The organism is Neorhizobium lilium (assembly GCF_004053875.1).
Lineage (GTDB): Bacteria > Pseudomonadota > Alphaproteobacteria > Rhizobiales > Rhizobiaceae > Neorhizobium > Neorhizobium lilii.
In genome coordinates this window covers 512,975-535,729 of sequence record NZ_SBIP01000004.1, presented here as the reverse complement: position 1 = coordinate 535,729, position 22,755 = coordinate 512,975, and the positions used below count along the sequence as shown (strand labels likewise).

Below are 22,755 nucleotides of genomic sequence, written 5' to 3'. Positions count from 1 at the left end.
CATCGAAGTCTCTTCCCTCTCGCTCCGCGGATCGTCCATCCAGCCGGAATATTAGCCCGTTCCAAGCCGATTGCACATTCTTGCGGCAAAACCATGACGCTTTGTTCCAGATCCGCCTACTGCTGGAAGCTCTGGTCGTAGTCCTTGGTCGATCCGATGTTGATGTCGCCGAGTGTACGGAAACTCAACCTTGCGCTGATGGTCCAGTCGTTGGCATCGGAATCTGACGGCTTGTCCGTATAGGCCAGCGTGAACACGGTGCATTCGTCCGCATAGCTGATGCCGACGCCGCGGCGGATGATCGAACTGTCGGTGAAGTCCCAACTGGCGGAACCGGCCAGCTGCCAGTTCTCGTTCAGCCGCAAGGTCGTGGTGTTCTTCAGCACCTCGGTCGGTTGGGCGTTGCCGTATTCCGGCTGTGAATCCACCTGGGTGTAGATGAGCTTCCCGCTGACGCGCGGCGTCGTATAGCCGAAGGACGCATCGGTGCGTCGCAGGTCGAAGTTCTTTTCGTCGAAGCGCGCGCTGATGCCGAAATTGAAGCCCTGCGGCAAATCGATCGCTGCCATACCGACATAGTCCGACCGCTTCGTTTCGAGGCCGGAATTGGCCCCGGCTTGAACCAGATCTTCGGACGCGAAGGAATTCTGCCCGGCCAGTTGATAGGACTGGCCGAAAATGCCGCGAAGGCCGATGCCGTTGTCGAGCGAGCCCGTATAACGGACGCCGACATTGGCGCGCGTGCCCCCTTCGACGCGGTCGAACCCGGAGAACTTGTCGCGCTCGAACAGGGTCGTCGCATCGAAGACGAAGCTCTGGGCGTCCTCGTTCGGTAGGCCGCCTGCCATCTGTTCGTCCGGCCGCGCATAAATCTGCGCGATCGGCTCGATGATGTGGCTGCCGCCGGCACCGCTGATCAGGATGGGGTAGCGCGCTTCGAGGCCCGCCGTCAGCATGTAGCGGCCGTCCGTGCCATCCGGTTCCAGGTCGCCGCCATAGGCAGCGGGCAGGGCGGAAAGTGAGTGCGAAAGCCCGTCGCCACGGGCGGCCAGGATCGGCGTCAGCAGCAGCCCGCCCGGCGTCGTGAAGGTGCGCTTCCACTCCGCCTCGGCTGTGAAGCGGGAATAATCGCCTTCGAGACCGGGGAAACGGGCATTGGGAGAACTGCCTTCGAAATAGAAATCTTCTTCACGCCGTGTGAGGTTGGTGAAGTTGGTTGTGATGGAAAGCTCGCCACCAGCCACCGGGTCCGGCGCGTAATAGGTATAGTCAAGCGACGGGTAAACGATTGCCTGCTGCTGCTCGAGCGTCTGGAGCGTCGCGTCGTCCTGGACGTTGAAGTAGTATGCGTGCAGATCGAAATAATTCCGCGTGCCCAAGCCTGTCAAATAGATGTCGTTTGTGAAGACGTCCTGATCGACATCCGTCAGCTTGTAGGTGCGGGCGAAGTTGTTGTCGGTCTCCGCCATCACGTTCCAGCCGAAGCGCCAGCGGGAGTTGATGTCGAAATCAGCCTTTGATGCGACCATGAGGCGGGTATCGGCCTCGCTGTCGCTGGTATGAGGATCGAACGTGTCCGGCTGGCGCTGGTTGATGGCAGCGAAGCGGAGCGTGTGGTCGCCATTTTCGAAGCGGTTGCGCACCTCGCCCTCAACCAGCAGCCCCTGGCTGGTATAGAGCGTGGGTGTGATCGTCGCATCCATGGTCGGCGAGAACACATGGTAATAGGGAACCGAGACGCCGAAGCCGAGATTGTCGCTGGCGCTGAAACGGGGGAATAGCAGACCCGATTTGCGCTCCACGGTTTCGTCCGGCACTTCCACAGGGAAGGGCAGACGGCCAAGCGACATGCCGAACAGCTCGAATTCGGCATTTTCCAACCGAATCGTGTGGGTTGCGCCATTGCGGATCACCCGCTGGGCCTTGACCTGCCATATCGGCGCCTTACCTGGAGTCTGAGTGCAGGGAAGGCAGGCCGTATAGACGGTGTTGTTCAACACCATCACGTCCTTGCTCTGCTGCTCTGCGCTTTCGGCCGCCATCCGCGTATTATCGGTCGTTTCGACGCGCAACGAATTGACGAAGCCCTGGGCAAAGTCATCCGTGACGTCGAGCTGATCGGCATACACGCGGTTGCCGCCGGGCTCGATGAACTCGATATTCCCGGTCGCCATGACGCGCCCGGTCTGCTGGTCGTATTCCACCCGCTGAGCCACCATCCGGTAGCGGTTGTAATAGATCTGCACGGCACCGTTGGCGGTGACGCGCTTGGTGTCCTGATTGTAGACGAGCTCGTTTGCACGCAGCAGCATCTTGGCATCGCTGTCGGCAGCAGGCTGAAGCAGATTCTGGGCGTGCAAAGGCGCGGCCCCTACGAGGCCGAATACGCAAATTGACACACCGGTCATCAGGGCGGCGGCAAGCCGTCTTATTTTCTCGCGGTTGGTTGCCGCCACTAGCCATCCTCCTGGTGAAGCAGAATCGTAGCGCCCAACGCTGTCGCGACGATGACTGGAATCCAGACCGCCACGAAAGGAGGAATCGCCCCGCTGCTCCCGAATGCTTTCACAAGCACGGTTACGACATAAAGCACGAAGCCGGAAACTATTCCACCCAGAATCATGGAGCGAGACTGGGCGAACCGGCTGAATTTTAACGATACTGTTGCAGCAATGAGAGTCATCGCAACAAGCAGGATGGGCAACGAAAGCAGCGAGTGGAACTGCGTTTCAAGCGGCTTTGTTGAAATGCCGAAAGACTTGCCGATGTGAATTTTCCGCGAAAGATCATAAAACCCAACGTTTTCCGGCTGGGACAGGCTTTCCTGGATATATTCCTGCTTCAGATTGGTACGCAGTTGAGCCGACTCGCGCCGAACCGGGATTTCGCCCGGACGATTCTCGAGAACTTCATTAAGCTGCCAGTAACCATCTTCCAACTTTGCGGTCTTGGCATCCTGCCGCATGGTCACTGCGCCACCCTTGTCGAAGTGGAAAACCACGACGTCGATCAGCTCGGTTCCCTTCTCGCGAAAGCTCTTGGCGCCGATGATCGTATCTTCGTCTCCACTGATCTGGCGGATCCACGGCACGAAATTGGAGCGCTTGGAGCGATTGCTCGCCTGCTTCCAGGTGCTCTCCAGAGAAATCGATTCGCGCTGCCCCCATGCGGCCAGGGGATTGAGGACGAGCAGCGTGGAAAGCCCGATCAGAAAAGCGCCGAGCACGAAAGGCGCGACGAATTGCCAGACGGAGATGCCGGCTGCGCGGGTCACCACCAGTTCGTAGCGGCGGTTGAGCGCGATCAGCACAGTCATCCCGATGAACAGGCTGAGCGTCGGGATGGTTTGCTGGAGGATGAGCGGCAACCGCATGGCCGTCATGGCAAGCGCGCCGAGGACGCTGTATCCGGCAAAGCCCGACAGGCGCCGCGTGGTCTCGCTGAAGTCGGCGAGAAAGATGATGGCGCTCACGCCCAGGAAGAACCAGAAGGCAGTGACGATGTAGCGGCGGAAGAAATAGCGGCCGAGCGTGGAGAAGATCATGCCGTACCTCCAGGCCCTGGCGTCGAGGCGAAACGTCGCCTTACGGCGCCGGTCAGGCCCGCCATGCCGCGGCCAATGAACCGGGGCATCTGAAGCTGGCGGTTGGTTGCCATCATAAAGATGGCAATAGCCGAGCTGATCAGCGGCACTGCATAGACCAGCGGCACGTAAGCGGCGTTGCGCTCGGTCAGGTTTGTCACCGAGAAGCCGAGCCAGCGCAGGCCGAAGGCGATCATCAGGGCGTAGACCATGGGGTGCAGCCGGGTTTGCCGGTGCGAGCGCGTATTGCCAGCGACCAGCAGCGAGATCAGCGAAAAGGCGATCGGAAACAGCCAGTCGGCCAGGCGGCGGTGAAGCTCGTTGCGGAAAGCGCCCGGCGACTTGGAATAGACCGGGTCCGTCGGGTCCGGGTTCAGCAGAAAGCCCAGGCTTCGGTCCGCCGAATAGAGCGGCAGGCCGCCCTCGGACTTCGTCATGGCGGACAGGTCGAAGGCGTAGGAAGCGAACTTGACGATGGAGATGCGTCCGTCCTGCGCCTTACGATGGACTTCGCCGTCCCGCATCGTCAGCGACGTGCCGCCCGGATCGACCGAGCCTTCCCGGGCGTAATAGATCAGATCGAAGCTCGGGTCGCGGTAATCCACGACGAAAAGACCCTTGAGAATGCGGCCGGAATGGCGCTCCGAGATCTGGACGTAGAGACCGTCCTCGATGCTCCGGAACGTCTTCTCCTCGATCACCGAAGACAACAGGTCCGCATAGGCGGCAGCCACCATCTGGCGCGCCCCGAGTCGCGATTCCGGCTCGATGAAATTGGTGATGCCGAAGGAGACGAGGCTGAGACCCACGGCAAGCAGCATGACAGGGCGGTAGATGATGCTGCGCCCGGATCCGGCCGCGTCGATGACCGGAAGCTCCGAATCATTGTTCATTGCCGTCAGCGTCTGGGTAATGCCGATCACCAGCGCGAAAGGCAGCACGACGGGGATGATGGTGGGCAGGATATAGGTGGCAAGCAGCATGAACGAGCCCATCGACTGGCCCGTGTCCGTGACCAGGTTGATGCGGCCAAGCACCTGAATCGTCCAGATGATGGTCAGCACCGGAAGCAGCGCTACCAGGAACATCTGAAAGATCCGGCGCAGTATGTAGGTTTCGAGAAGCTTCATTCCCGCCCGATATCTTTCCCGTGCTGCCATTTCCCGATGGCGGTCGCGCCTATCTAAGCGATTGAAGCGGCCATTGCGACAGGGCTTATGTCACAAAAATGTTGGTGGCGTCCCTTTTCTTTTCCGTTGTGGCATTCGAACAAAACTTCGGTCCGAAAACGTGCGCAATTGCTGGTTCCCGTGCCGCATCGAACGCTTGTGCCGGCCTTCCGCCCTTGCGTTCGCTTTCGAAAGGGTGATGATCGGCGCTTGTTTATATTCAGAAATTGCCTGGAGCTCAGATGTCCCTGAAATTCGAAATCGTCTTTGCCGAATCGGCCACGATCAAGGGTGGGCTCGCCATCCAGCTGAAGTCCTCCGGCGATGGCGTCGCGGCCGGCGCTTCGATCGCCGACCCGCAGAACGTGGCGACCCGGGCCGCCGGTATCGCAAAATTTACCGGCAAAGCCATGAAGACGCTCGATATCATCGCCCCGCAGGGATCGCCGGCCGACCGGCTGGTGGTGATCGGCCTTGGAAAGCCGGACGCGTTGCAGGCCTATGACTGGCTGCGGGCTGGCGGTGTCGCGGCAGCCGCCGTGAAGGGCATGACCAGCGTAACCGTCTTCCTCGATGCACCCGGCCTCGCCATTGGCGCATCGCAGGCGGCAGGTTTCGGTCTCGGCATGCTGCTGCGCGCCTATAGCTTCGATGCCTACAAGACGAAGAAGGGTGAAGACGAGGACGGTTCGCCCAAACAGGTCGCGGTCACCATCGTCACCAAAGACGCAGACGCGGCTGCCAAGGCTTTTGCCGAATCCGAAGCGGTGGCTGGCGGAGTCATTTTGGCGCGCGATCTCGTCAACCTGCCGCCCAATGTGCTGGGTCCGGTGGAGTTCGCGGCAAAAGCCGAGGAACTCAAGGCGCTGGGCGTCGATGTCGAGATCCTGACCGAAAAGGACATGAAGAAGCTCGGCATGGGCGCGCTTCTAGGCGTGGCGCAGGGGTCTGTGCGGCCGCCGCGGCTGGCGGTTCTGCAGTGGAAGGGCGGCAAGGGCAAGGAGGCGCCGATCGCCTTCATCGGCAAGGGCGTCGTCTTCGACTCGGGCGGCATATCGATCAAGCCCGGGGCCGGCATGGAGGATATGAAGGGCGACATGGGCGGCGCTGCTGCCGTGACGGGCCTCATGCATGTGCTGGCGGCGCGCAAGGCCAAGGTCAACGTTGTCGGTATTCTGGGCCTCGTCGAGAACATGCCGGACGGCAACGCACAGCGGCCGGGCGATATCGTCACCTCCATGTCCGGCCAGACGATCGAGATCATCAACACGGATGCGGAGGGCCGGCTCGTACTGGCGGATGCGCTCTGGTATTGCAACGAGCGTTTCAAGCCGCGTTTCATGGTCAATCTGGCGACCCTGACCGGCGCCATCACGGTTGCGCTCGGCAATGCCCATGCCGGGCTCTTCTCCAACGACGACGCGCTTGCCGCTCATCTTGCATCGGCGGGCGAAACCACCGCAGAGAAGTTGTGGCGCATGCCGCTCGGCAAGGAATACGACAAGCTGATCGATTCCAAGTTTGCCGACATGAAGAACACCGGCGGACGTCTTGGCGGCTCGATCACGGCGGCGCAGTTCCTGAAACGCTTCGTCGGCGAAACGCCATGGGCGCATCTGGATATTGCCGGCACGGCGCTCAATTCGCCCTCCAACGAGATCAACCAGTCCTGGGGATCCGGCTACGGTGTGCGGTTGCTCGACGAACTGGTCCGCAGCTACTACGAGGGCTGATGACAGAAGTCCTCTTTTATCATCTGACCGAGTCCAAGCTCGAGGACGCTCTCCCGGCCTTGCTGGAAAAGAGCGTCGAGCGAGGCTGGAGTGTCGTCGTTCAGACCAATGCGGAGGCGCGCCGGGATTTCCTCGATGCGCATCTATGGACCTTCCGCGACGACAGTTTCCTGCCGCACGGAACAGACGCCATGCCGATGGCAGAGCTGCAGCCGGTACTGCTGGTCGCCTCGGCGGACAATCCCAATGATGCGACCGTGCGCTTCGTTGTCGACGGTGCCGAGCCGCCGCCGCTCGGCTCCTATGCCCGCGTCGTCTTCATGTTCGACGGCTACGATCCGCTGCAGCTCGACAATGCCCGCAGCCAGTGGAAGACGCTGAAGGGCGAGGGGCATGCCTTGACCTATTGGCAACAGTCGCAAGATGGCCGCTGGGTCAAGAAGGGCTGATCCCTTTCCTCAGTCGTGCGAGGTTCTGTCAAGCGACGCTGTCAGCATCGGTGCATGGCCGCCATAACGCAACTGCACGACCTTGTATCCCTCGGCCCTCAACTGGGTGAGGAGCGCCGGCAGCATGGCGGCGGTACGGTTGTGGATGTCGTGCAGCAGGATGATTCCCTTGCGCTGGGCGCGCAGCGCGTTCATCGTCCGCGTGGCGACAGCGGCAGGCGAGACACCGAAATAGTCCTTGGAATCGATCTGCACGTCCATCACCACCATGCCATGGGCGCCGACCCATTGCCGCAGCTTCCTGCTGTCGGCGAGGTAGGGGAAACGGAAGAAATCCGCGTCGTCGCGCGTGACGCTGGAGACGGCATTGCGTCCCTTTTCGATCTCGGCAATGGCGGCATCGAAGGAAAGATGGGCCAGATCCGCGTGACGATAGGTGTGGCTGCCGATCGTGTGGCCCGCATCGACCACTTCGCGCGCGACTTCAGGATGCGCCTTGGCCATCTCGCCAACCATCAGGAAGGTCGCCTTTACCCCGTATTCGTCAAGCGTGGCGAGGATCTTCTCCGTCTTCTTCGGCATGGGGCCGTCATCGAAGGTCAGGACAACTTCCTTGTCGCGCAGCCTGATATCGGAAATCGAAGACACATCCATTGTTCGCCCGGCCAGGCCCTTGGGATTGTTGAACCGGCCCCAGGCAGCGGGAGTGAGGGCGACGGGATCGTCCGCATTGGCCTTCTTCGGCGAAGACAGGGCTTTGGCCGGGGCGAACGAGGTGACGAGGGTGCCGTTTTCGGTCTGGCTGCGGTTGGCGCAGGAGGAAAGCAGGCAGGCAAGGGCTGCGGCGGCGCAAAGGACGCGAACGGACATCGGGGGGCGACTCGGATGAGATTGGACGAACAGGTGACGTCCCGACATTCGCCAATTATGGTTAACAGCCGGTTTAAACCGCGCTGTCGCTCGCCTCGTTACTGCGGAGCGCCCGGCCGTCCCAGATGCGGAGGATCTCGATCCTGTTCATCTGTATGCGGTAGAAAATGATGAAAGGAGTTTTCGCAATCACGAATTCCCAAGTACCGGCTATGGGACCTAGTCGTCCTATCTCCGGATTGTCTTCAAGAAGTTGCGCTGCAGTCTTAAACCTCATGCGAGCTTGACGAGCGCCCTCCGGGAAGATCCTGCTGTAATAGTCCTTCATCCAGCGAAGATCGGCTCGCGTCTGCGGCAGATAGACGATCTTCATCGGCATCAAAGCGCTCTGGTTGACCTCGGGAAGATGTCGGGGTCGGGTGCGGTCGTCTCGTTCTCACTACCCCAGGAACTGATCCATTCCTTCATCTTTTCGCCTGAGATGAATGTCCCTTGATCGGCAGCGGCTATCGCCTCCAAAGCTTGAGCCCTTTTGTCTGCCTGATGATCCAGATAAGTCTCGATGGCTGCCGCAGCGACATCCGATGCCTCCTGCGAGCTTGCCCGCGCCTCCGCGTCGAGGCGCTGCTGGATGTCCGGCGTAAGACGGATCGAAAGCAATGGCTTCTGCATGGTCATCCTCCAAGTTCGAGACAAGTTTCATTCTACCCGAATGAAAGAACATCATGAAGCTCATCTTGGAAGAAGCGGCGACAGCGCGACCCTCCCAACCCTTTTAGTCTTTCAGAATAGTCTGGCGCAGGAAACTGTAGCCCATGGCGAGCCGTGCCGCCTGCTCGCCCGAATCGCCAGCGCCGCCATGCCCGCCCGATCCGAACTCGTGGAAGAGCGGTGAGTGACCATTGTCGATCAGCCGCTTGGCGAAGCGTCTCGCATGCGACGGATGCACGCGGTCGTCGTTGGAAGAGCTTTCGATATAGACCGGCGGATAGGTGGTGTCCGATGCAGGCTTCACCTGATGCAGCGGCGAATAGGTCAGCATATAGTCGAGATCCGCCGGGACATCCGGATTGCCGTATTCGTCCATCCAGGCGCGGCCCGCGGGAAAGACGTGGAAGCGCGACATGTCGATCACCGGCACGCGGGTCCAAACGGCGCCGAAGTCTTGCGGGTAGCGCGTCAGCATGACGGCTGTCAGCAAGCCGCCATTGCTGCCGCCCGTACAGGCAATGCGAGACGGCTTGGTATAGCCCCGCTGCACGAGATCGCGTGCCACGGCCACGAAATCCTCGAAGGCTTTATGGCGGCCGCTTCCCTTGGCCCCATGGTGCCAGTCCGGTCCAAGCTCTCCGCCGCCGCGGATATAGGCCTGCACATAGGCGCCGCCATGCTGCAGCCAGAGGCCGTTATTGCCCGAGTAGTAGGGAGCAAGCGGTGAAGCGAAGCCGCCATAGCCATACAGCAGGATAGGTAGTTCGCCTTCGGTCCAGCTCTTGGGAAGCACGATGTGGTAAGGCACTTTCGTGCCGTCTTCGGATGTCGCTTCCAGCAGCTGCGACGTCATGCCCTCGGCATTGAAATAGGCCGGGGCAGTGTCGGTTGCCACCAGTTCAGGCGTCCGGTCGTGGTCGGTGAGGTCGAGGCGATAGGCGCTGTAGGGCTGCAGGAAGCCCTGGCCGATGACGGTCAGCACTTCTTCGCCGAGCGTCAGGTCGGCATCCAGCAATCTGAAGCTTACAGTCTGTAACTCCGATGGAAGAACAATTTGTGCTGGGATTGCATCCGGCTTGGTCAGATCAATCAGGAACAGCTGCGGCACCATGCGGTCGCTGACGATGAAGACGCCCCAGGTCTTGAACAGCGCAAAGCGCGAGATCGACTGGCCGTCCTTCGGTGCGAAAAGAATGCGGGCCTCGCCGAGCTGCTCTTCCGCAAATGGCGAAAAAGTCTGCAAGATCAGGCTACCGCTTGCAAAACGCTCATCAGTCTTGGCGCGCCAGAGGATGTGGGTATGGTTGAGGTCGCTGTCGATCTCGGTCGGCAGGTCGAGGCGGCGAATTTGCCCGTCTGCATCCTTCGCATAGACGCTCGCTTTGCCGATCTCGTGCCCGACGGAAAAGGTCTCGATCGACCTCTCGTCCTTGCCATCACCCCAGAACAACGGGTCGATCGAGAAGGCGCTGCCATAGACGTCGTCCTTGCCGGCCTCGAAATAGACCGGCGCATCCTGCACCTTCTGCCCGCGCCTCAAGCGACGTCCGACGCGCGGCCAGCCGGAGCGGGTGGCGGACTTCTCGTCCACGGAGCCGAAATAGGCGATCTCGTCGCGGCTGAGCCAGCTCGCATGTGCGCGCGCCACCGGCGTGTCGAAGCCGCCTTCGACGATCTTCTTCTCCTGCGTATCGAATTCCAGCAGCCGCAGCAGATCCGACCCGCCGTCCGAGAGGACGAGCAGCACCAGCGTCGGTTCGAAAGGACAGGTGATCGCACCGGAATAGATCCAGCGTTTGCCCTCGCTTTTGCAGAAGGCGTCGAGATCGAGCACGGTTTCCCAGTTCGCATCTGAGCGCGGCTCCAGGTCGGCTGGCAGGCGGCGCCAGAGGCCGAGCGGATTGTCCTTGGTGCGGTGGTAATCGAATAGCCAGTTGCCGCGACGGGCAGGCACGATCAGACGGTCCTCGCGTTCCATCATCGCCTTGACGATGTCCCGGTCCTTCTCGAACTCCGGCGTCTTCAGTTTTTCGTCGGAGATCTGGTTCAGGTCGGCCACGAAGGCGAGCGTGTTCGGATCGTCGTCAGTCTCGAGGAAAAGGTCCATGGTGGTCCGTCCTTGATGAACATTGAGGGGAGGCGCCGTCAGGCGAGATCGGTGTGGGCAAAATCATTGCCCACGTAGAGTAGCGGCGAACCGGCTGCCCTGGCGCCGGCATAGGAGAAGCAGTCGCCGAAATTGAGTTTGGCCGGGTGGCGGCCCTTGCCATAGCGCGCAAAGGCGTCGATGGCGGCAAGCCCCGTTTCCCGGGTCGCAGGCAGCACTTCTGCCCTAAGTTCCGAGAGGAAATCTTCGAGCAGACTGACCGCTTCACTGACTTCGATCTGCCGCCTGCTGGCAAGCACGCAGGCGGCTTCGAACATTACAGTGGGGGAAGTGTAGAACTGGATACCCCCGCTCGATAGCGCCCGTGAGATGCGATCGTAGTCCGGACCAACGATAAAATATTCCACGATCGCCGATGTATCGAGGAACATCAGATCTCCCACATTTCGTCGAGGAACTTCTTCTCATCAAAGTCAGGGTTTGGAGTACCCATGGAACGGTATTTCTCCTGCAGCGCCTTCAGTCGCTCGGCCAATGGAGGCTCGTCAGGCACCGCCTCAGGGGTGGCGTCCTCCACGACCTTTTCCAGCGCCTGCCGGATGGCGTCCGTCTTGGTCGGCGCGTTGAGAATTCTGCGGGCTTGCTCGGCGAGCTGGTTCACCCGTTCGTCGCGGACGTAGAGGGGCATGGCGTCACCTCGTGAATATACAACGGTAAATAATGTATATTCACGAGGTGAACAAGCTCAACCCGCCATGGCCTCCTCGTATTCGGAAGACAGCATGAGCCATTGTTCTTCCGCGGCCGAGAGCTTGGCGGCAGCTTCGCCGCGCTCCTTGGCTTTCAGCGCGGCCTTGGCAGGCGCCTTTTCGTAGAGAACTGGGTCCGCAAGCTCTTTATCAAGGCCCTGAATCAGCTTCTCAAGCTTAGCCGTCAACGACTCGATATCGTTGATCTTTTTCCGCAAGGGTGCCAGCGAGGCGCGCCGTTCGGCGTTCGCCTTGCGTTGCTCGACCTTCGACGAGGCGTCGTCATTCAGCTGCGGTTTTTCTTCTTTTTTTTTACCGGAACTGACGATCAGGTCGCGATACTCTTCTAGATCGCCTTCGAATGTCTGCACGGTGCCGTTGTTGACGAGCCAGAGCCTGTCCACGGTCGCTTCGATCAGGTGCCGGTCGTGGGAGATCAGGATCACGGCACCCTCATAGTCATTGAGTGCCTCGATCAAAGCCCGGCGGCTGTCGATGTCAAGATGGTTGGTCGGCTCGTCCAGGATCAGCAGGTTCGGTGCGTGGAAAGCGGCAAGGCCCATCAGCAGGCGGGCCTTTTCGCCGCCCGATAGATCCTTGGCGGGGGTCGCCATTTTTTCGGTGGCAAGCCCCATCTGGGCGACGCGGGCACGCACCTTGGCTTCGGGTGCGGCCGGCATCAGGCGGCGCACATGTTCGACCGCGGAATCGCCAGGAACAAGGTCGTCGAGCTGGTGCTGGGCGAAGAAGCCGATCTTTAGGCTTGGGGCCGTACGCAGTTCGCCGCTTTCCGGGGCAAGCCTGCCGGCGATGAATTTGGCGAAGGTGGACTTGCCGTTGCCGTTCGAGCCGAGCAGGGCGATGCGGTCATCATTGTCGATCCGCAGCGTGATGTTCTTGAGGATGGGCTTGCCCGGCTCGTAGCCGACGGCAGCGTTCTGGACCGAGATGATCGGCGAGGCGGGCTGCTTTTCGGGCTCGGGAAACGTGATCGGCTGAACGTGATCCTCGATGACGGAGGCGACCGTTCCCATCCGTTCCAGCGCCTTCACCCTGGATTGCGCTTGCTTGGCCTTGGAAGCCTTGGCCTTGAAGCGGTCGATGAAGGTCTGCAAATGCTTGCGAGCTGCATCGTTCTTGGCCTTGGCCTTCATCTGCAACTCGTCGTTCTCGGCCTTCTGGCGTTCGAACTGGTCATATCCGCCGCGATAGAAGGTGAGCTTTTTCTGATCGAGATGGACGATCGAATTGACCGCGTTGTTGAGCATGTCGCGGTCGTGGCTGATGACGATTACGGTATGCGGGTAACGGCGCACGTAATCCTCGAGCCAGAGCGTGCCTTCAAGGTCGAGATAGTTGGTCGGCTCGTCGAGCAGCAGCAGGTCCGGTTCGGCAAACAGCACCGAGGCGAGTGCGACACGCATGCGCCAGCCGCCGGAAAACGACGAGGCCGGGCGAAGCTGAGCTTCCTGTGAAAAGCCGAGGCCGGCTAGAATGCTCGCCGCCCTTGCTTCTGCCGAGTGAGCGTCGATATCCACGAGCCGCATCTGGATTTCGGCGATCCGGTGCGGATCGGTGGCCGTCTCCGATTCGGTCATCAGAGCGGCGCGCTCCTTGTCAGCGGCAAGCACGATCTCCAGCAGCGAATCCTCAGTGCCGGGCGCTTCCTGCGCCACCTGGCCGAGCTTTGCGCTTTTCGGATAGGAGACGGAGCCGGTCTCCGAGCCCATCTCGCCGGTAATCAGCTTGAACAGCGTCGATTTGCCGGCGCCGTTACGGCCCACGAGCCCCGCCTTGGTGCCGGCTGGAAGCGTCACGCTGGCATGGTCGAGGAGAAGGCGCCCGGCGATCCGGGCAGAAAGGTCTGTGATTGTGATCATGCCGCGGTTTTGGCCGAAACCGGCGGGCAAGGCAAGACTTGCTGCGCAGAGCAAAGGCGCTTCTCTGCAAATGCCTGGGCCAGCGGATGGAAATACGCAGCCGTTCGCCTCTGGCGTCTCAGCTGCGGCTGCTATTCCCAGAAAGCACAACAGTCATGCGCGTATTGCTGCGGATCGTCTCTGCGGCCGTTACGGCCTGGTGGCGCAGTTGCTGGGGCGAGATGGCATCGGCCCGAAGTGCTGCGCCGATCAGCAGATCTACGCCGGCTGAACCATCCGAGGTGGCGAAGACCAGATTGTCTGCGATTGCGACGGAAAGGCGTTCGGCGATTGACCTAGTGCTGTCCCGGTTCACGTCGCGGAACAGAAAGGCAAATTCACCTTTGCCGATGCGGGCAAGAAAATCGTTCTTTTTGATCGTTTTGCGGAAGATGGAAGCAGCCTTCTTCAGAATGCGATTGGCCGTCGCCTCGCCATATGTGTCGGCAAGCTCGCCGATATCGGAGATGGCAACCAGGAACAGGGCTGTTTCGTGATACTCGTTGTCGGACGAGTAAAGCATCTCCAGCCGTTCCACGAATGCGGCATGGTTCGGCAGCCCCGTCAGCCGGTCGCGCAGCAGCACGGCGCGGGCAACCGAGGCATCGCGCTCGGCTTTCACCAACTGGTTCGCGCCGGTGCGCAAAGCCGCCTCCAGCTCGGTTTCCGCAACCACGGCATCCGACAGCGACACGCTCAGATATTCGATCTCTGCCAGGATGTCCTGCGGCCCGGCATTGCTGTCTTCCCGCAGACTGCGCGCCACGGCTTCGAGCACGCGGGTAAAGCCCTTCTTCTGCTCGACGCCGCTGACCATCTGATCGCGCAGGGACGAAAGCAGCCGGATGTCGTTTTCGCGCGACGGCGGCAGAGCCGGCGCCACGAAACCCGGCAGCTGATAACGGGTACCGATTTCATCCAGCTGCTGTTGCGGCGGCAGAACAGGCAAGGCAAGCACTTCGCGGCGGAGGCCGGGATCTGCACCGCAATGAGCCTCATAGAACAGTTCGTAATTGCGAGGCAGTCCGCCGACCTCCAGACGCGCCATATGCTGGCTGACGGTCTGCAGCATCCTGTCCTGTGCCGGTTTGCGCGTCTGAATCGACATGTCCTCGCCCCTTGTTCCTGCGCGTCAGGCACGCAGTCGTGGCGGCAAGTCATCTCCGTCAGGCATTAAAATCCACTGAAACCGCATCCAAACAGGGAATGCCTGAGGAAACTCGCCGCATTTACAGTTAAGGACCGGTTCATGTTGGCGTGAGGAAGGCACTGACGGCGCCTACCAGAGGCGTCGCATTGCGTGATACAATGGATGAATCTTTCTGATTGGATCGTCGGAAGAAACTCGATCAACATCGGCCCTGACGAAAATCACTGGAGTTCGAGCATGACCCGTATCCTCTATTCGCTCTGCGGCGCCGACGAGAGCCGTCCCTTCTCGCCCCATTGCTGGAAAGTGGTGCAGGCACTGCATCATAAGGGCCTCGACTTCGTGGAAAGGCCGACACCCTTCACGCAGATCCCGGAGCTTGAGGGTGGATTTTCGAAGACGGTGCCGATCCTGCGCGACGGCAACGAGCTGGTGCGGGATAGTTTCCAGATCGCGCTCTATCTGGAGGAGCGCTATCCGGATCGCCCGACGCTGTTCGGCGGCGAGGGTGGCAAGGCACTGTCGCGCTTCGTGGAGCGTTTTTCGCAGAGCATCGTCCACCCAATGGTCACCCATATCGCGGTTGCAGACATCCACGACATGCTGGGTGAGACGGATAAGGTGTATTTCCGCAGTTCTCGGGAAGCTTTTCTCGGTCGCCGGCTGGAAGAGGTAAAGGCTGAACGGGATGCGGTGATCGCAGGGTTTGCCGCCAAGCTGGAGCCCGTCCGCCAGACGCTCGGCTTCCAGGACTTCCTCGGAGGCGATGGACCGCTGTTTGCCGACTACATCCTGTTCGGGGCGCTGCAATGGATGCGGATAACTGCCGGCACCCAGGTCTTGGCGCAGGACGATCCTGTCAGCCTCTGGTTCGAACGCTGCCTCGACCTCCACGGGGGCGTCGGGCGGCATGTGACGGCCGCGTGAAATTGGCCGAACCCCCTTGTTTCGAAAGGAAGGGGCAGGTAAACACCGCCCACTTTCTAAGGAAATAAAGGATAAGAGACATGGCGATTGAACGCACGTTTTCGATGATCAAGCCGGACGCAACCAAGCGTAACCTGACGGGTGCCATCACCAAGGTATTTGAAGACAATGGCCTGCGCGTCATCGCCTCCAAGCGCGTCTGGATGAGCAAGCGCGAAGCCGAAGGCTTTTACGCCGTTCACAAGGAGCGTCCCTTCTTCGGCGAACTCGTAGAAGGCATGACCTCCGGCCCGACGATTGTTCAGGTTCTGGAAGGCGAGAACGCCATTCTCAAGAACCGCGAAATCATGGGCGCCACCAATCCGGCCAATGCCGACGAAGGCACGATCCGCAAGCAGTTCGCGCTCTCGATCGGCGAAAACTCTGTCCACGGCTCCGACGCTCCGGAAACCGCTGCTCAGGAAATCGCCTACTGGTTCGCAGAAACCGAAATCGTCGGCTGACTGCACACTGCGACATTGTGAAGATAAAGGGCCGGGGCTTGTCTCCGGCCCTATTTCGTTTTCTCACCGGGTTTCTGAGAATTAGGATCAGGGGCCGATGCAGTAAGAACGCGGGCAGTTCCTGTATCGGTGATGTCGAAGACCTTTATCGCGTAAACTTCCTTCAGGAACAGGTAGAGAAAGCCGAGCGAAAGCCCCAGGATCACAATGCCGATCACCGCCGAGGTGATATGGATCTTGGTCGGTTCGATGACGATGGTACTAATGGCCGGCGCATAACCGTCAGCTTGTGGCGGCGCTGCAACTGCGCCTGCTGGATAGACCGGAGCAGTGGTGGCTGAGCCAAGCATGCGGCGGGTGGCGACCATTTCGTAACCGGCAAAGACTACACCTGACAGCGACACCACCATGACCACGAAGAGCAGCCAGTTTGCTGCAGTGATCTGCCAGGAGAAGATCCTCTGCTGATATTCCCGCAGGCGGTCTCCATTCTGATTGTACGAAACCTGGCTTTGAAAGTAGCTCGCGAGGGCTTGTGCTTTCGCCGCAGCAATCGCAGAGCGTTGGTCCTCCGGCATCGAATTCGCTTCCTGGAGCTGACGCGCGATCTCGGTCAGGGCGCGATCGCGCTCTTGAACTGCCTTCTGCAGTCTATCAACCTCGGCTTGGGAAGGTGCCGGCTGCTGCGCAAGAGCTGTCGTCGCCATGAACAGGTAAACCAAAAGCCAAGCCAGAAAAGCGGCAGGGCGCACCATCAAGGCTTTTAGCATCGGCAAGCCTCATATGTTTCCGGATTCAGCACGAGCGAACACCATTGCGGCGCAGCAGGGCAGGATGCCGTGCCGGCATTCAACGGTGGCTGCGTTGGTGTGACTTCAGACAAATGGGGAAAAGGCGCGCCCGGGACGACAATGAACTCTGGGCCTGAAGGTTGTCGAGGCAGTGCAAGCCCGCTTGGCTCTGGCGTTACGCCCTTTCCCAGCTGATCTTGAAACATTGGCACGCTTGTGGGCTTCTCGATGAGGATCTGCAGTCCCCCCAAAACCTGCATATTCTTCACGCCTCCAATTGTCTCCTGGCCCAGCGCCGGTAGAGCGGGCAGTATGAGTGGGACAAGGAGGACGAAGCGCGCTGACAACATAAGGCCATTATGGCTCTCATCCATAAAGTTGTAAATATATAAATTACTCTCTTAGGATGCGTCAGGTCGGACACACTCCCGGCTGCCCGTAATCCGTGGTTCCATCCGGCTTGAAGACCTCCGGGTTCTTCTCATAACCTGCCCCGACCACGAGCGACTTTTCCGGCAGCACGGACTGGTCCACGTCCGAGACAAGCTGGGTGTGGAGTTCCTGAAGCAGACCGCCGTCCGCACCGAGAATGCGGATTGCGACGGTGTAGGGCCGGTCCTTGCGCACGCACCGGACATTCGGGCTCTGCAGGGTAATCTTGTCCCACGCCGGGAAGATCTTCTCGTTGGTCACGATGGCGTCGCCGCCCGCCGGATTTTCGAACGTGGCAACGGCCACCGCGCCATCCGGGATCGGGCCGGTTTTCTGGAGCGTGACGAGGTAGGTGGCGCTTGCCACCCGGTAGTTGAACACGAAGATATGTCCGCTCACCTCCACCAGTTTTTCCGTCTCGCGCTGACAGCCGGCGAGCAGGAGTGCTAACCCGAACATCACCGCACGACATCTCACGGCAGGCTCTCCTTCTTCTTTCGGTGATAGTGCCGGCTGGCCTTGATGCGGTTGCCGCAGACCGCCATGTCGCACCAGGCACGGCTACGGTTTCGGCTGCGATCCAGAAACAGCCAGCCGCAATTGCCGCAGATCTTGAGGCGCGCGCTTTCCGTGTCCGACAACAGGCGCAAGGCCGAATGGGCGGTGGCAGCCTCCAGCGAGGTTGTTTCCGAGCGCCGGAGTATGAAGGCAATGGCTTCCAGCAGGTCCGCAAGCAGTGCGGGCGACGGGATTCCAGAGACCCGGGCGCGAAAATACCGGTCGATCGCTTCCCGAAGAGCAAGGAAAGCCTCTCTGCTGTTCGCCGCCGGAGGACGAAGGTCGCCAAACAGCGCTCGCTCGGCGGAGAATCGTGCGGCGGCTTCCGGAAATGCTTCCAGCTGCTCGGCGATCTCGAACCGGTCTGCGCGATGTTCCGGGTCAGCACGTAGGACGACGCTGTTGACGACATCCAGCGCCAATGCGCCTCCGGCAAAGCGATGCTGTGTCCAGGTAAAGCTCATTTAAAAATTATAACTGGCTAAATGTATTTTACCAGTTAGAAAATGGCTGAAGGAGGCGGCGATGCTCTATCTTCTGCAGCAACTGGTCAACGCAGTGCCCCTGGCGGCGCTCTATGCAGTGCTGGCCTTTGGTTACGCCATTGCTTTTGCCGTCACGAAGAGGGCGGACATCACCTATGGTGCGATCTTCGCCTTTGCCGGCCATATCTACCTGTTGTCTGCTCATTTCGGCTGGGACCGGCTATGGCTCGTGCTGCCGGCCGCGCTCGCGCTCGGCGCAATTGCGGGATTGGTCGGCGGCGCAGGAACTGGGCTGGCCGTCGGGCGGCTCATCATGTTGCCGCTTGCAAGAGTCTCGCACAATGCGCTGATCGTTGCCTCGCTCGGCGTGCTGATGGTGCTGATGGAAGGTGCGCGGCTGGCGGCGCAGACGCGGGAGCTCTGGCTTCCGCCCTTCCTCAATGACCCGCTGATGCTGTGGCCAGATGGCCATTTTCCCGTGACGGTGACCCTGATCCAACTTCTCAACGTCATGGCGATCTGCACTGCGATCGCGGCAGGTCAGCTTGTCCTGTCCGGCACGCGCTGGGGACGCGCCTGGCGCGCAGTAGCGGACGATCCGCTGGCCGCCGAACTGGTCGGTGCCAATGCCTCGCTGATTTTCGTGCTCGCATATGGCGCAGCCGCACTTTACGCCTCGATTGCAGGGGTTCTCGCCACCTCTTATTACGGCACGATGGACTTCGGGGCAGGCCTGCTGTTCGGGCTGAAGGTCGTGCTGATCGCGGCGGCCGGCGGGCAGTCGCATCCGTTGCGCTCTGCTGGAGGCGCGGCTGTCTTTGCGCTTGGCGAAACCCTGTGGAGCGGCTACGGCCCTATCCTGTGGCGGGACTTCGTCACCTTCTCCGTCCTCGTCATTGTCCTGGTTCTCAGCCGGCAGGAAAGGGCGGTGCCATAGTCGCTACCGCCATTTGTCCTGCGCCTCACCGTCGGCGTCCTTGGCGGAAACCCAGCCCCCCTCCGTGCCGTCGACGGCGTGCTCCTTCTTCCAGAAGGGCGCGGACGTCTTCAGGAAATCCATCACGAAGTTCGCACCGTCGAAAGCAGCCTGCCGGTGGGGAGCCGCGGCAATCACCAGCACGATGTTCTCACCGGGCAGGATCTTGCCGTAGCGATGGATGGCGGTCAGTCCGAGAAGCGAGAAGCGTTCCACTGCGATACCGCCGATGCGGCGCATCTCGGCTTCCGCCATGCCCGGATAATGCTCCAGTTCCAGCGCCGAAAGCGCGCCCTGTTCGTCGCGGCAGAGGCCGGAGAAGCTGACGACTGCGCCGATATCGTGCCGCCCGGCAGTGAGTGCGGCAACTTCCGCCTGAAGCTCGAAATCCTCCGTCTGAACGCGGATGGTCGAGATGACTGCCTCCGGCATCCCGGTCACCCGCCGGTCATCGGTGGAAAGAGGCCGATCTCGCGGGCGCCGGCGATGGCTTCCGAATGCTCGACATGCTCCTGATTGAGGGCGACGCGGATCACTTCCGGATATTGCAGGGCGTTCTCATATTCTTCGCCGAGCGTCTTCAGATGGTTCAAGAGATCGCGCACCGTCACCACGTTCGGCGGGATTTCCAGCTCTTCCTCCGGCTTGCCGATCCGCTCCCGCACCCAGGCGAAATAGACGAGCTTGGTCATGACTCGTCGTCCACAAGATGCTTGAGGCCAGCGCGGAAATAATCGTAGCCGGTATAGAAGGTGAGGATGGCCGCGATCCACAGGAGCGCGATCCCGATGTCGGTCGTGTGCGGCAGCACCTTGTCGCCGGCCGGCCCCGCAAGCAGGAAGGCGATGGCGACCATCTGGATCGTCGTCTTCCACTTGGCAATCCGCGTTACCGGCACCGAAACCTTCAGACCCGCGAGATATTCCCGCAGGCCCGAAACCAGGATTTCGCGGCACAGAATGGTGATGCCGGCCCAGACGGACCAGTCCGCTATCGTCTGATCAGCAGCAAGCAACAGCAGCACGGCGGCGACCAGCAGCTTATCGGCGATCGGGTCGAGCATCCGCCCGATATTGGACGTCTGGTTCCAGATACGTGCCAGATAACCGTCAAGATAATCGGTGATCGAGGCGACGGCGAAAATCCAGAAAGAGGTCCAGCGGGCGAAGTCGGAACTCTCCAGCCGGCCTTCGATGAAGAAGCAGCCGACGATCAGCGGCACAGCCAGGATGCGTGCATAGGTCAAGAGATTGGGAATATTGTATGCGCGGGAAGCCATGGCGGACCTATGCTTGCGTTTGAACCTAGTTGAGCCCTCGGAAGGCTTGCGTCAACCTCGAAGGGCCTGCGTCAACATCGTCGCTCGCCTTTTTTGCGACAGTATGGCGGATGCGGCGTCACGAGGCACGGTTCTCGTGGAAATGATTGTAGACCTGTTTCGCAACCGCTTCCGAGATGCCTTCCACCGCCATGAGGTCGGTAAGGCCCGCCCGGGAAACGGCCTTGGCGGTTCCAAAATATTGCAGAAGCTTGCGCTTGCGCCCCGGGCCAATGCCGGAGATCTCGTCCAGCGGGTTCTTGATCATTTCCTTCTTGCGCCGCGCCCGGTGAGAGCCGATGGCGAAGCGGTGGGCTTCGTCGCGCATGCGCTGGATGAAATAGAGAACCGGATCGCGCGGCGGCAGCGAGAAGTCGCTCCTGCCTTCGACGAAGAACCGCTCGCGTCCAGCTTCACGATCGACGCCCTTGGCGACGCCGATGGCGGTGACGAGATGGCGGATGCCAAGTTCGTCCAGAATGGCGCGCACGGCGGTCATCTGGCCCTGGCCGCCGTCGATCAGGATGACGTCCGGCCAGGCGGGGAAGGCCGCGTCATTGGCATCCTCGACCGAGGTCACGGCAAGAGCGCCGCGGTCAGGCAGGCCCTCCTCCTTGATGAGGCGCGAGAAGCGGCGCGTCATCACTTCACGCATCATGCCGAAGTCGTCGCCGGGGGTGATGTCCGTCGATTTGATGTTGAACTTGCGGTACTGGTTCTTCACATAGCCTTCAGGCCCGGCAACAACCATGCCGCCCACGGCATTCGTGCCCATGATGTGGGAGTTGTCGTAGATCTCGATGCGGCGCGGCACGTAGGGCAGGGAGAAGGTGTGTGCCAGGCCCTGCAGCAGCCGCCCCTGCGACGCGGTCTCGGCAAGCTTGCGGCCATGCGCCTCGCGCGCATTGGCCAGCACGTGATCGACCAGATCCTTCTTCTCGCCCCGCTGCGGCACGCTAATCGTCACCTTGTGACCGGCCTTTTCGCAGAAGGCCATGGAGAGAAGCTCCTGCTCCTCCACCACTTCCGACAGCAGGATCTGCTTCGGAATGGGCTTGTCGTCATAAAACTGCGCGAGGAACGCGTTGAGAACCTCGGCTCCTGTCAGTTGCGGGTCAGCCTTCGGGAAATAGGCGCGGTTGCCCCAGTTCTGGCCGGTGCGGAAGAAGAACACCTGGATGCAGGACAAGCCCCCCTCATGCTGGATGGCGAAGACGTCTGCCTCCTCAACGCCGGCCGGATTGATGCCCTGATGGCTCTGGACGTGAGAAAGCGCGGAAAGCCGGTCGCGATAGATTGCCGCGCGCTCGAAATCGAGATCCTCGGAAGCCTCCGCCATCTGTCCGGCAATGGTGGCCTTGACGGTCTGGCTCTTGCCGGACAGGAAATCCTGCGCTTCCTGCACCAGTCCCGCATAGCCTTCGTCGCTGATCTCATGGGTGCACGGCCCCGAACAGCGCTTGATCTGATAGAGCAGGCAGGGGCGGGTGCGGCTTTCGAATACGCTGTCGGTGCAGGTGCGCAGCAGGAAGGCGCGCTGCAGCGAGTTGATCGTGCGACCAACCGCACTGGCCGAGGCGAAGGGGCCGAAATAGGCGCCCTTGCGAGCCCGGGCTCCCCGATGCTTGAAGATCGCCGGTGCCCGGTGGTCGCCGGTGATCATGATATAGGGAAACGACTTGTCGTCGCGCAGCAGCACGTTGTAGCGCGGCCGCAGGCGCTTGATGAGGTTGGCCTCAAGCAGAAGCGCCTCGGTCTCCGTCCGCGTCGTGACGAATTCCATATGCGCGGTTTCCCGCACCATTTTCGCCAGACGGTTGGAATGAACCCGGCCTTGCGCATAATTGCCGACGCGCTTCTTCAGACTGCGCGCCTTGCCCACATACATGACGTCGCCCGCCTCGTTGAACATGCGGTAGACGCCCGGCGCATTGGGAAGGTGCTTGACGAACTCCGCAATCAGGTCGGCGCCCTTGAGGCCGCTCTCGTTCCTGAGGGCCTCATTCCACTCGATCGCGGCAGATGGACCTACGACGAGTTCGCCGACAACGACGGCTTCATCGTCATCCTCGTCCAGTTCGTCATAGAGAATGCCGCCATCGGGCAGCTTTGCTGCGTTCATTCCATCGTCTCCGCCGCGGGCAGGAAGCTCAAAACGAGAAGACTTCCAGTCGCGGCTCCAAATATTGGAGCTCGGCACAGAGCCCAAGCATTTTTTTCGCGAATCCTCGCGATATTCGAGGCAGCAGAGATAGTGATTTTGGGCAGGGTTTGAAAGCTTCCCGACGAGGGCAGGGCCTCCTTGATCTGCTTTTTACAAACGAC

At 60.7% G+C, this 22,755-nt stretch carries 23 protein-coding genes; 5 read left to right on the top strand and 18 right to left on the bottom strand.

Translation table 11 applies throughout. The features are described 5' to 3' along the window. Nucleotides 1–116 precede the first annotated feature (116 nt). Genes EPK99_RS19515 through EPK99_RS19505 form a run of 3 tightly spaced genes read right to left on the bottom strand, consistent with a single transcriptional unit; the run spans nucleotide 117 to nucleotide 4,713 of the window. Nucleotides 117–2,456, bottom strand: coding sequence for an LPS-assembly protein LptD (locus EPK99_RS19515; protein ID WP_128444749.1), 2,340 nt, complete (start codon nucleotides 2,454–2,456; stop codon nucleotides 117–119). Then, a complete protein-coding gene (gene lptG, locus EPK99_RS19510; RefSeq protein ID WP_128444748.1) occupies nucleotides 2,456–3,544 on the bottom strand; it encodes an LPS export ABC transporter permease LptG in 1,089 nt (362 codons plus the stop codon). Before lptG ends, EPK99_RS19515 begins: the two co-directional genes overlap by 1 nt. Further along, nucleotides 3,541–4,713, bottom strand: coding sequence for an LptF/LptG family permease (locus EPK99_RS19505; RefSeq protein ID WP_128444747.1), 1,173 nt, complete (start codon nucleotides 4,711–4,713; stop codon nucleotides 3,541–3,543). Before EPK99_RS19505 ends, lptG begins: the two co-directional genes overlap by 4 nt. 281 nt (nucleotides 4,714–4,994) lie before the next feature. On the opposite strand from EPK99_RS19505, the gene EPK99_RS19500 reads away from it, so the two are divergent. Together EPK99_RS19500 and EPK99_RS19495 are read left to right on the top strand one after the other, a co-directional pair. Continuing rightward, complete coding sequence (locus tag EPK99_RS19500) at nucleotides 4,995–6,485, top strand: leucyl aminopeptidase (RefSeq protein ID WP_128444746.1); 1,491 nt, start codon at nucleotides 4,995–4,997, stop codon at nucleotides 6,483–6,485. Further along, on the top strand, nucleotides 6,485–6,934 hold the full coding sequence (locus tag EPK99_RS19495; RefSeq protein WP_128444745.1) for a DNA polymerase III subunit chi: 450 nt from the start codon (nucleotides 6,485–6,487) through the stop codon (nucleotides 6,932–6,934). Before EPK99_RS19500 ends, EPK99_RS19495 begins: the two co-directional genes overlap by 1 nt. Before the next feature lie 9 nt (nucleotides 6,935–6,943). Here the strand turns inward: EPK99_RS19495 and EPK99_RS19490 are convergent, their stop codons facing one another. The 8 genes from EPK99_RS19490 to EPK99_RS19455 form a co-directional block, all read right to left on the bottom strand. Beyond that, nucleotides 6,944–7,804 carry a polysaccharide deacetylase family protein gene (locus EPK99_RS19490; RefSeq protein ID WP_128444744.1) on the bottom strand — a complete coding sequence of 287 codons (861 nt, stop codon included), beginning with the start codon at nucleotides 7,802–7,804 and terminating at the stop codon, nucleotides 6,944–6,946. Nucleotides 7,805–7,877: 73 nt separating this feature from the next. Next, nucleotides 7,878–8,183 (bottom strand): type II toxin-antitoxin system RelE/ParE family toxin, encoded by a 306-nt coding sequence (locus tag EPK99_RS19485; RefSeq protein ID WP_128444743.1) that lies wholly within the window; start codon nucleotides 8,181–8,183, stop codon nucleotides 7,878–7,880. Then, nucleotides 8,183–8,476: a CopG family ribbon-helix-helix protein gene (locus EPK99_RS19480; RefSeq protein WP_128444742.1), complete on the bottom strand. Its 294-nt coding sequence runs from the start codon at nucleotides 8,474–8,476 to the stop codon at nucleotides 8,183–8,185. The genes EPK99_RS19485 and EPK99_RS19480 overlap by 1 nt, the downstream gene beginning before the upstream one ends. A 103-nt stretch (nucleotides 8,477–8,579) precedes the next feature. Next, nucleotides 8,580–10,622: a prolyl oligopeptidase family serine peptidase gene (locus EPK99_RS19475; RefSeq protein ID WP_128444741.1), complete on the bottom strand. Its 2,043-nt coding sequence runs from the start codon at nucleotides 10,620–10,622 to the stop codon at nucleotides 8,580–8,582. A 38-nt stretch (nucleotides 10,623–10,660) separates the two neighbouring features. Then, nucleotides 10,661–11,053, bottom strand: a complete 393-nt coding sequence (locus EPK99_RS19470; protein ID WP_128444740.1) for a type II toxin-antitoxin system VapC family toxin — start codon at nucleotides 11,051–11,053, stop codon at nucleotides 10,661–10,663. After that, nucleotides 11,053–11,310 (bottom strand): type II toxin-antitoxin system VapB family antitoxin, encoded by a 258-nt coding sequence (locus EPK99_RS19465; protein ID WP_128444739.1) that lies wholly within the window; start codon nucleotides 11,308–11,310, stop codon nucleotides 11,053–11,055. The genes EPK99_RS19470 and EPK99_RS19465 overlap by 1 nt, the downstream gene beginning before the upstream one ends. Nucleotides 11,311–11,367: 57 nt before the next feature. Beyond that, nucleotides 11,368–13,251: a ribosomal protection-like ABC-F family protein gene (gene abc-f / locus EPK99_RS19460; RefSeq protein WP_128444738.1), complete on the bottom strand. Its 1,884-nt coding sequence runs from the start codon at nucleotides 13,249–13,251 to the stop codon at nucleotides 11,368–11,370. 118 nt (nucleotides 13,252–13,369) lie between these two features. Further along, nucleotides 13,370–14,398, bottom strand: coding sequence for a GGDEF domain-containing protein (locus EPK99_RS19455; protein ID WP_128444737.1), 1,029 nt, complete (start codon nucleotides 14,396–14,398; stop codon nucleotides 13,370–13,372). Nucleotides 14,399–14,677: 279 nt separating this feature from the next. On the opposite strand from EPK99_RS19455, the gene EPK99_RS19450 reads away from it, so the two are divergent. Beyond that, nucleotides 14,678–15,367 (top strand): glutathione S-transferase family protein, encoded by a 690-nt coding sequence (locus EPK99_RS19450; protein WP_128444736.1) that lies wholly within the window; start codon nucleotides 14,678–14,680, stop codon nucleotides 15,365–15,367. An 80-nt stretch (nucleotides 15,368–15,447) separates the two neighbouring features. Beyond that, nucleotides 15,448–15,870, top strand: a complete 423-nt coding sequence (ndk, locus tag EPK99_RS19445; protein WP_128444735.1) for a nucleoside-diphosphate kinase — start codon at nucleotides 15,448–15,450, stop codon at nucleotides 15,868–15,870. Between the two features lie 50 nt (nucleotides 15,871–15,920). Here the strand turns inward: ndk and EPK99_RS19440 are convergent, their stop codons facing one another. The 3 genes from EPK99_RS19440 to EPK99_RS19430 all read right to left on the bottom strand — a co-directional run bounded on the left by EPK99_RS19440 (nucleotide 15,921) and on the right by EPK99_RS19430 (nucleotide 18,115). Beyond that, nucleotides 15,921–16,640, bottom strand: coding sequence for a hypothetical protein (locus EPK99_RS19440; protein ID WP_128444734.1), 720 nt, complete (start codon nucleotides 16,638–16,640; stop codon nucleotides 15,921–15,923). A 432-nt stretch (nucleotides 16,641–17,072) separates the two neighbouring features. Continuing rightward, complete coding sequence (locus EPK99_RS19435; RefSeq protein WP_128445015.1) at nucleotides 17,073–17,552, bottom strand: hypothetical protein; 480 nt, start codon at nucleotides 17,550–17,552, stop codon at nucleotides 17,073–17,075. Nucleotides 17,553–17,566: 14 nt separating this feature from the next. Further along, complete coding sequence (locus EPK99_RS19430) at nucleotides 17,567–18,115, bottom strand: CGNR zinc finger domain-containing protein (protein ID WP_128444733.1); 549 nt, start codon at nucleotides 18,113–18,115, stop codon at nucleotides 17,567–17,569. Between the two features lie 61 nt (nucleotides 18,116–18,176). Here EPK99_RS19430 and EPK99_RS19425 point away from each other — a divergent pair, with 61 nt between their 5' ends. Further along, entirely contained in the window at nucleotides 18,177–19,073 is an 897-nt protein-coding gene (locus EPK99_RS19425) for a branched-chain amino acid ABC transporter permease (RefSeq protein ID WP_128444732.1), read from the top strand. A gap of 3 nt (nucleotides 19,074–19,076) precedes the next feature. Here EPK99_RS19425 and EPK99_RS19420 read toward each other — a convergent pair whose 3' ends face one another. The 4 genes from EPK99_RS19420 to uvrC all read right to left on the bottom strand — a co-directional run bounded on the left by EPK99_RS19420 (nucleotide 19,077) and on the right by uvrC (nucleotide 22,552). Then, nucleotides 19,077–19,544: a molybdenum cofactor biosynthesis protein MoaE gene (locus EPK99_RS19420; protein WP_128444731.1), complete on the bottom strand. Its 468-nt coding sequence runs from the start codon at nucleotides 19,542–19,544 to the stop codon at nucleotides 19,077–19,079. Nucleotides 19,545–19,549: 5 nt separating this feature from the next. After that, nucleotides 19,550–19,804 (bottom strand): molybdopterin converting factor subunit 1, encoded by a 255-nt coding sequence (gene moaD / locus EPK99_RS19415; RefSeq protein WP_128444730.1) that lies wholly within the window; start codon nucleotides 19,802–19,804, stop codon nucleotides 19,550–19,552. Further along, on the bottom strand, nucleotides 19,801–20,391 hold the full coding sequence (gene pgsA / locus EPK99_RS19410) for a CDP-diacylglycerol--glycerol-3-phosphate 3-phosphatidyltransferase (RefSeq protein ID WP_128444729.1): 591 nt from the start codon (nucleotides 20,389–20,391) through the stop codon (nucleotides 19,801–19,803). Before pgsA ends, moaD begins: the two co-directional genes overlap by 4 nt. 118 nt (nucleotides 20,392–20,509) lie before the next feature. Beyond that, on the bottom strand, nucleotides 20,510–22,552 hold the full coding sequence (uvrC, locus tag EPK99_RS19405; protein WP_128444728.1) for an excinuclease ABC subunit UvrC: 2,043 nt from the start codon (nucleotides 22,550–22,552) through the stop codon (nucleotides 20,510–20,512). Nucleotides 22,553–22,755: the final 203 nt, after the last annotated feature.

Bases quoted from the DNA above. Each gene is read 5' to 3' on its own strand.
- EPK99_RS19435 (WP_128445015.1), bottom strand. From the start codon at position 17,552: ATGTTCGGGTTAGCACTCCTGCTCGCCGGCTGTCAGCGCGAGACGGAA.
- EPK99_RS19495 (WP_128444745.1), top strand. From the start codon at position 6,485: ATGACAGAAGTCCTCTTTTATCATCTGACCGAGTCCAAGCTCGAGGAC.
- EPK99_RS19455 (WP_128444737.1), bottom strand. From the start codon at position 14,398: ATGTCGATTCAGACGCGCAAACCGGCACAGGACAGGATGCTGCAGACC.
- EPK99_RS19465 (WP_128444739.1), bottom strand. From the start codon at position 11,310: ATGCCCCTCTACGTCCGCGACGAACGGGTGAACCAGCTCGCCGAGCAA.
- EPK99_RS19475 (WP_128444741.1), bottom strand. From the start codon at position 10,622: ATGGACCTTTTCCTCGAGACTGACGACGATCCGAACACGCTCGCCTTC.
- abc-f (WP_128444738.1), bottom strand. From the start codon at position 13,251: ATGATCACAATCACAGACCTTTCTGCCCGGATCGCCGGGCGCCTTCTC.
- ndk (WP_128444735.1), top strand. From the start codon at position 15,448: ATGGCGATTGAACGCACGTTTTCGATGATCAAGCCGGACGCAACCAAG.
- EPK99_RS19420 (WP_128444731.1), bottom strand. From the start codon at position 19,544: ATGCCGGAGGCAGTCATCTCGACCATCCGCGTTCAGACGGAGGATTTC.
- EPK99_RS19485 (WP_128444743.1), bottom strand. From the start codon at position 8,183: ATGCCGATGAAGATCGTCTATCTGCCGCAGACGCGAGCCGATCTTCGC.
- uvrC (WP_128444728.1), bottom strand. From the start codon at position 22,552: ATGAACGCAGCAAAGCTGCCCGATGGCGGCATTCTCTATGACGAACTG.
- EPK99_RS19450 (WP_128444736.1), top strand. From the start codon at position 14,678: ATGACCCGTATCCTCTATTCGCTCTGCGGCGCCGACGAGAGCCGTCCC.
- EPK99_RS19505 (WP_128444747.1), bottom strand. From the start codon at position 4,713: ATGAAGCTTCTCGAAACCTACATACTGCGCCGGATCTTTCAGATGTTC.
- EPK99_RS19500 (WP_128444746.1), top strand. From the start codon at position 4,995: ATGTCCCTGAAATTCGAAATCGTCTTTGCCGAATCGGCCACGATCAAG.
- pgsA (WP_128444729.1), bottom strand. From the start codon at position 20,391: ATGGCTTCCCGCGCATACAATATTCCCAATCTCTTGACCTATGCACGC.
- EPK99_RS19430 (WP_128444733.1), bottom strand. From the start codon at position 18,115: ATGAGCTTTACCTGGACACAGCATCGCTTTGCCGGAGGCGCATTGGCG.
- EPK99_RS19470 (WP_128444740.1), bottom strand. From the start codon at position 11,053: ATGTTCCTCGATACATCGGCGATCGTGGAATATTTTATCGTTGGTCCG.
- EPK99_RS19490 (WP_128444744.1), bottom strand. From the start codon at position 7,804: ATGTCCGTTCGCGTCCTTTGCGCCGCCGCAGCCCTTGCCTGCCTGCTT.
- EPK99_RS19425 (WP_128444732.1), top strand. From the start codon at position 18,177: ATGCTCTATCTTCTGCAGCAACTGGTCAACGCAGTGCCCCTGGCGGCG.
- EPK99_RS19480 (WP_128444742.1), bottom strand. From the start codon at position 8,476: ATGCAGAAGCCATTGCTTTCGATCCGTCTTACGCCGGACATCCAGCAG.
- EPK99_RS19440 (WP_128444734.1), bottom strand. From the start codon at position 16,640: ATGCTAAAAGCCTTGATGGTGCGCCCTGCCGCTTTTCTGGCTTGGCTT.
- lptG (WP_128444748.1), bottom strand. From the start codon at position 3,544: ATGATCTTCTCCACGCTCGGCCGCTATTTCTTCCGCCGCTACATCGTC.
- moaD (WP_128444730.1), bottom strand. From the start codon at position 19,804: ATGACCAAGCTCGTCTATTTCGCCTGGGTGCGGGAGCGGATCGGCAAG.